Annotated in this window: 6 protein-coding genes; 4 read left to right on the top strand and 2 right to left on the bottom strand. The window is 49.5% G+C overall.

Features of this window, described 5'->3' with window-relative positions; genetic code table 11:
• Positions 1-1,364, bottom strand: a 1,364-nt coding sequence (locus tag WBV75_RS08665; protein WP_424120232.1) for a glutamine synthetase III, incomplete at its 3' end; no start/stop codon positions are given.
• A 207-nt stretch (positions 1,365-1,571) separates the two neighbouring features.
• Here WBV75_RS08665 and WBV75_RS08660 point away from each other — a divergent pair.
• A complete protein-coding gene (locus WBV75_RS08660; RefSeq protein WP_424120231.1) occupies positions 1,572-2,597 on the top strand; it encodes a glutamine synthetase beta-grasp domain-containing protein in 1,026 nt (341 codons plus the stop codon).
• Between the two features lie 62 nt (positions 2,598-2,659).
• On the opposite strand, the gene WBV75_RS08655 is transcribed toward WBV75_RS08660, so the two are convergent.
• Complete coding sequence (locus WBV75_RS08655) at positions 2,660-3,595, bottom strand: calcium/sodium antiporter (RefSeq protein WP_424120230.1); 936 nt, start codon at positions 3,593-3,595, stop codon at positions 2,660-2,662.
• Between the two features lie 153 nt (positions 3,596-3,748).
• Between WBV75_RS08655 and WBV75_RS08650 the strand changes: the two genes are divergently transcribed.
• The 3 genes from WBV75_RS08650 to WBV75_RS08640 form a co-directional block, all read left to right on the top strand.
• Entirely contained in the window at positions 3,749-5,194 is a 1,446-nt protein-coding gene (locus WBV75_RS08650; RefSeq protein WP_424120229.1) for a serine hydrolase, read from the top strand.
• 5 nt (positions 5,195-5,199) lie between these two features.
• On the top strand, positions 5,200-5,562 hold the full coding sequence (locus tag WBV75_RS08645) for a BlaI/MecI/CopY family transcriptional regulator (protein ID WP_424120228.1): 363 nt from the start codon (positions 5,200-5,202) through the stop codon (positions 5,560-5,562).
• Positions 5,563-5,570: 8 nt separating this feature from the next.
• The coding region (locus WBV75_RS08640) for a M56 family metallopeptidase (RefSeq protein ID WP_424120227.1) at positions 5,571-6,415 on the top strand (845 nt) is incomplete at its 3' end.

Raw genomic sequence — 6,415 nt, 5'->3', positions numbered from 1 at the left:
GTGTTATCCATGAGGATTTCGGGAATTTTACCGACAACGTTGAGTTTGAGCTCAGTTTTTTCTTCAGGGGACAAACGCCCTTTGGAGACCCCTTCCAGTTCATCGAGAACACCCGTAAGCTGGGTCCCTATAAAAATTGAAAATATAGCCGGGGGGGCCTCATTGGCACCCAGGCGATGGTCATTACTGGCCGAAGCAATGGAGGACCTCAGCAATTCTTCATACCGGTTTACGGCCATGAGGGTGGTGATAAAAAAGGTGAGGAATTGCAGGTTCTTCATAGGCGTGGAACCCGGGCTGAGGAGGTTTGTGCCCGTATCGGTACTCAGGGACCAGTTGTTGTGCTTGCCCGAACCGTTGATGCCTGAAAAAGGTTTTTCGTGAAAAAGGACCATCAGGCCATGCCGTCCGCCTACCTTGTCCATGACATCCATCAAAAGCAGGTTGTGGTCTACCGCCAGATTGGCCTCTTCAAAAACCGGGGCCAGTTCAAATTGATTGGGTGCAACTTCGTTATGACGGGTCTTGACCGGAATACCCAGGAGCATACATTCCTGTTCCAGGTCACGCATAAACTGAAAGGCGCGCCGGGGGATCACCCCAAAGTAATGATCATCGAGCTGCTGGCCTTTAGCTGCAGCCTGCCCAAGGAGGGTTCGCCCTGCGAGAATCAGGTCCGGGCGTGATTGCGCCAGTTCCCTGTCGACCAGGAAATACTCCTGTTCCCAGCCCAGGGTGGCAATCACCTTATTGACGTTTTTATCAAAATACCGCGCCACAGCCGTAGCGGCCACATCCACTGCATTCAGGGCCCGGAGCAAAGGTGCTTTATTATCCAGCGCCTCCCCGGTATAGGAGACAAAAACGGTTGGGATGCAAAGCGTGCTGCCGTAAATAAAAGCAGGCGAAGTCGGGTCCCAGGCGGTATATCCCCGGGCCTCAAAAGTATTGCGAATCCCCCCGCTGGGGAAACTGGAAGCATCGGGTTCCTGTTGCACCAGCTGGCTGCCGCCAAATTTCTCAATCGCCCTCCCATCGGGAAGGAGGTCGAAGAATGCATCGTGCTTTTCCGCAGTAGATCCCGTCAGAGGCTGGAACCAATGGGTGTAGTGCGTAGCCCCCATGGTTATGGCCCATGCCTTCATTCCTTCAGCCACCTGATCGGCGATCTTGCGGTCTATTTTGGTGCCGGAATAGCTGGCCTCCTTAACGCTGTTAAAAGCGAGCCCCGTCAGGTATCTCCGCATGCGGTCCTCATTAAATACGGACTGCCCGAAACGCTCTGATTGCAATGCGGTTTCCCGGGGTATTTCTGTGCGATGGGCCGGGTCTGAGGCCGTGGCCTTCTGTCTCTGTGGATTCATAAGCGATATAATAGGAATAAGGTGAAGGTGGTTTGACAGGCAAAATTATTACAAATTAGCCGGTTTTGGACTATACCCCCTCAAAATAAAGGGGGTGTTGATAATTACATCGATTTTTTTGATAATTACCCCCTCATTTAGATATAACGAATACATAATTGTTCTATTTTTGACGGTCACAAAAAAAATCAATTAAATCCTGTACGCATGAATAAATCGAAGTTAGAGTATATCTGGTTAGACGGATATCACCCCACTGCAAACCTGAGAAGCAAGACCAAAGTTGAAACGGACTTCAGCGGAAAACTGGAGGACTGCCCGGTATGGTCTTTTGACGGGAGCTCTACCAAGCAAGCCGAAGGTGGATCCTCGGATCTTCTATTAAAGCCAGTAGCTATTTATCCGGACCCTGCCCGAGAAGACGGCTACCTGGTGATGACGGAAGTTTTGAATGCCGATGGAACGGAACATATTACAAACTCCAGAGCTACCATTGACGGAGATGCCAACGATGATTTCTGGTTCGGTTTCGAGCAGGAGTATTTTATCATGGATTCCCATACCCAATTGCCCCTGGGCTTCCCTATAGGTGGATATCCAGGGCCACAAGGTCTTTACTACTGCTCCGTAGGCGGGCGCAATACCCACGGGCGGGAGCTTGTAGAACGCCATGCTGACTACTGCCTGCAGGCCGGACTCAATTTTGAAGGGATCAACCAGGAAGTGGCCTGTGGACAATGGGAATTCCAGATTTTTGCCAAAGGAGCCAAGAACGCCGGAGACCAGGTGTGGGTGGCCCGTTATTTACTGGATCGCCTGACGGAAGACTACGGATACTATATTGATTACCATCCGAAACCGGTCAAAGGGGATTGGAATGGTAGTGGGATGCACGCTAATTTCTCGAATAACCTCTTGAGAACCTGTGGTTCCCAGGAGATCTACGAAAAAGTTTGTGAGGCTTTCCGACCTGTCACCAAAGAACACATCGAGGTTTATGGGGAGTTTAACGATGAACGCCTTACGGGGCTTCACGAGACACAGTCCATCGAGGAATTCAGCTTTGGGATTTCCGACCGGGGGGCTTCCATCCGTATTCCAATCTTAACGGTGGAGAAAGGCTGGAAAGGATGGCTGGAAGACAGACGTCCGGCGTCCAATGCAGATCCGTACAAGGTAGCAGCACGGATTATCAAAACAGTCCAAAGCGCCAATATCGAAGTAGAGGCCTAAGAAAGGCTCATTGGATAAATATTGTAACCGTCGGGAAGACATTGCACTTTCCGGCGGTTTTTTTATGAAAAAGTAGTGAATATAAAAGTGGCGTAGACCGCCAGGAGGATCAGACCGTCCTTCCAGTTCAGTCGCTGGCCTTTCGGAAAAAACACCAGGGGCAAAACCAGAAAAGAAATCCCGAGCATCCATAGCAGGTCTACGGTGACGAGGTGTTCGTCGATCACGTGAATCGGGTGTATAATGGCCGTGATACCGAGGACCGCGAGCAGGTTAAAGATGTTGGAACCGATCAGGTTCCCGACTGAGATCGCCTTTTCCTGACGGATCATAGCCATGACCGAAGCTGACAGCTCGGGGATACTCGTTCCCACGGATACCAGGGAAATCCCAATGATCCGTTCGCTGATATGAAGACGTGTGGCCAGGCCAACGGCTCCGGAAATCAATATCTCAGAACCTCCCCAAAGGGCGACACCCCCGACAAGCAGGAAAAATACGGTTTTATACAGCGGGAGTATATTCACACCTTCCTGGGGAACCTCTGTGATAGCCGGCTTTTGATAACGCAACAGGTAGATCAGGAAAATGAACAAGGCCACAACCATAATTATGCCTTCGGTACGTCCGAGCATTCTATCGGAAAGGATAAAAACGTAAGAGAGCAGTGAAGCGAGCATCATTACGGGCCAATCGACAAAGTAGAAACTCCTTCGAATATCCAGGGCCCCAATAAGGAGCGTGAGTCCTAAAACAAGCCCGAGGTTTGCCAGATTAGACCCAACCACATTGCCCAGGGCCAGATCTGGAAATCCCTGTAATGCCGATTGCAAACTCACGATAAGTTCGGGGGCAGAGGTAGCGAAGGATACCACAGTCATCCCCACCACGATCTTGGGGATGGATAAACGCAGGGAAAGGTCCACAGATCCCTTCAGAAGAAAGTCACCTCCGGCAATTAGTAATATAAGTCCGAGCAGCACAAAAAGGGCGTCCATCCTTCCAAATTGATTCGGTAAATATACTATAGGCAGGGACAATAGGAATTTTAAGACTAACTATTTTTATAGTTTTTTAACTATATTTTTAGTTTTAAAACTAATATATTAGTTATGTTTGCTCAATCAATGTACCCAATCTGTATATTTCATATGGACCATAAAATCAGAAAAGGCCTCTTGTTAACGGTACTTGCATTCCTTGTAATCACTTGCAAGCCATCTGATAAAAAATCGGCTCAGGCTTCCCCCTCACCTGCCCTTCCCGAAAACTTTGCCGATCAGGCAGACCGGGTTTTGAAGGGATACCTGGATTTGGAGATTTTCTCAGGCGTCGTCCTGGTCGCCGCACAGGGCAGGCCTGTTTACCACAAAGCATTTGGGATAGCCGATCGGGAAAACGACCGGCCGGTTGAGACCTCTGCGTTGTTCGACATAGGTTCGATGAACAAAACCTTTACGTCTATTGTGGTGCGACAGCTGGCAAGTGAGGGCAAATTGAACCTCTCTGACCCGCTCTCCCGGTACGTGAGCGGATTTACAGACCCCAGGGCTGCAGACATCACCCTGACACACCTCCTGGAACACAGGTCCGGCTTCGGGGACTATCACAATGAGGGTTATTTTGAGCTTCCGGAACCCGAGAGGCGACTCAACGCTATTGTGGAGCGGGCTAAATCTGAAATGCTGATGTTTACTCCCGGAACTGATGAGTCGTATTCGAACCTGGGATATGTGATCCTCGGGGCCGTAATCGAAAAGGCCAGTGGTGCATCCTACTTCGACAACGTACGGGAGCGGATCGTTGAGCCACTGGGGTTAAAAGACACCTACCTGGATGATTTCAAGGGGTTGGAAACCCGTATGGCAAAAGGATACTATTACAGTCCTTTAGGGCAACTGGAAGTCTCTGCTCCTACACAGGATGTACCCAACCCGGATGGGGGATTCCTTTCCACGGCTTCTGATATCCTGGAATTCTACAGGTCTTATTATTACGACGATTTACTTCTTTCCGCAGATACCCGGGAGGAGGATCCCTTCTTTGAATTCCTCCGGGAAATTCCCGATGGAAAGGCTACCGGGGCGGCCGGGGGCTTTGAGGGATTCAACTCTGTCCTGCTCCAGGTTATTAGTGATGATTTTTCCATTGTGGTCCTGGCCAATATGGATGAGCCCGTTGCCGAACGGATCGGATCGGACATCCTGGCGCTGTACCGGGGCGAAACCCCAAAAAAGCCACAGCTTCCGGCCGTTCAAAATGTTCGGATTCACTACGAAAAACACGGTATTGAATATGTCCGCGATAATTTCGAAACGTTAACGGTCAACTTCCACCCTACCGACCCGCATGAGCTCATCCTCAACGTTTTGGGGTATGCCTATCTCTATGGGGCTCAGGACACAGACAAAGCCCTGGAATTGTTTAAACTGAATACAGAGCTCTTCCCCGAGGTTGCCAATTGCTGGGACAGCTATGGGGAGGCTTTGAAAATGCAAGGGGATCTTTCGGGTGCACAGGAAGCATATGGGCACGCCCTGGAACTGGATCCCGAAATGGAATCGGCCCAAAAAGCCCTGAACACTATTAATAATTAGAACACATGCAAAAACTCACCAATAAAGAAGAGGAGATCATGAAACTCCTGTGGAAACTCCAAAAGGCCTTTGTCAAGGAACTCCTCGAGGCTTTCCCCGGGAAGCGGAAACCCCATTACAACACCCTATCCACCATGGTGCGAAACCTGGAAGAAAAGGGGTTTGTGGGCCATGAAGCCTTTGGGAATACACACCGATACTACCCTTTGGTGACCCGGGAGGCGTACCGGAAAGAATTTATCGGAGAAACGGTGGCCGACTATTTTGATCATTCTTACAAGAGCCTGGTTTCCTATTTCGCGAACGAAGAGAAAATCTCTGCAGATGAACTCCGCGAGATCATCGAACTTATTGAAAAAAAGAAATAACCCCATCTATGGAAGTTTATATCCTCAAAGCCTCAGCCATATTAGCATTGTTCCTGATCATCTATCAGATATTCCTTAAAAACGAAACTTTCTTTACCCTAAACCGGTTTTTCCTACTCGGGGGTTTGCTCTCTGCCCTGCTCCTGCCCTTTGTGACCTTTCAGGATGAAGTCCTGATCCAGGCAACTGCCTTGGAAGCAGCCCCTGCCGTCAATGGGGTAGCCGTTTCCGAGGCCGCTCCCATTGACTGGAGACGGATTTTACTTTGGGCCTACCTGCCGGGCATCCTTATTTGTACGGGTTTGGTTTTTAGGCAACTCCGCAGATTATTCTCCATCATTCGAAAAGGAAAAAAACATACCCATGAGGGCTATATCCTGATCCCTTCCACATATATACAGGGGCCCTTCTCTTTTTTCAGGTACATTTTCTACAACCCCCAGGTGCACGATGAGGCCGAACTCGAGCTGGTCCTCGAACACGAGAAGGCCCATGGAAAACAGTTACACTCTCTGGATATCCTACTGGCCCGGGTAACGGCCATTGTACTCTGGATCAATCCGATGGTATGGTGGTACCAGAAAATCATTCAGCAAAACCTGGAATATCTCGCAGATGCCCAGGCCGTGCGCGATTTATCGTCTGTCCGCGAATACCAGTATGCCCTCTTAAAAGTTTCGGGGAATGCGACCTCCCCACCCCTTGTCAGTCATTTCAATCAATCATTAATCAAAAAACGAATCGTCATGTTACAACGCAATCAATCCAAATCCATCCATGTTTTAAAGTACCTGCTTATCCTGCCCATGTTGGCCCTCTTCCTTATGGCCTTTAACCGGGAAACCGTCTATGT

This window comes from Robiginitalea sp., assembly GCF_049588695.1.
Taxonomy (GTDB): Bacteria; Bacteroidota; Bacteroidia; order Flavobacteriales; family Flavobacteriaceae; genus Robiginitalea.
Note: the sequence above shows the minus strand (reverse complement) of the source record. Positions and strands in the feature narration are given on the sequence as shown.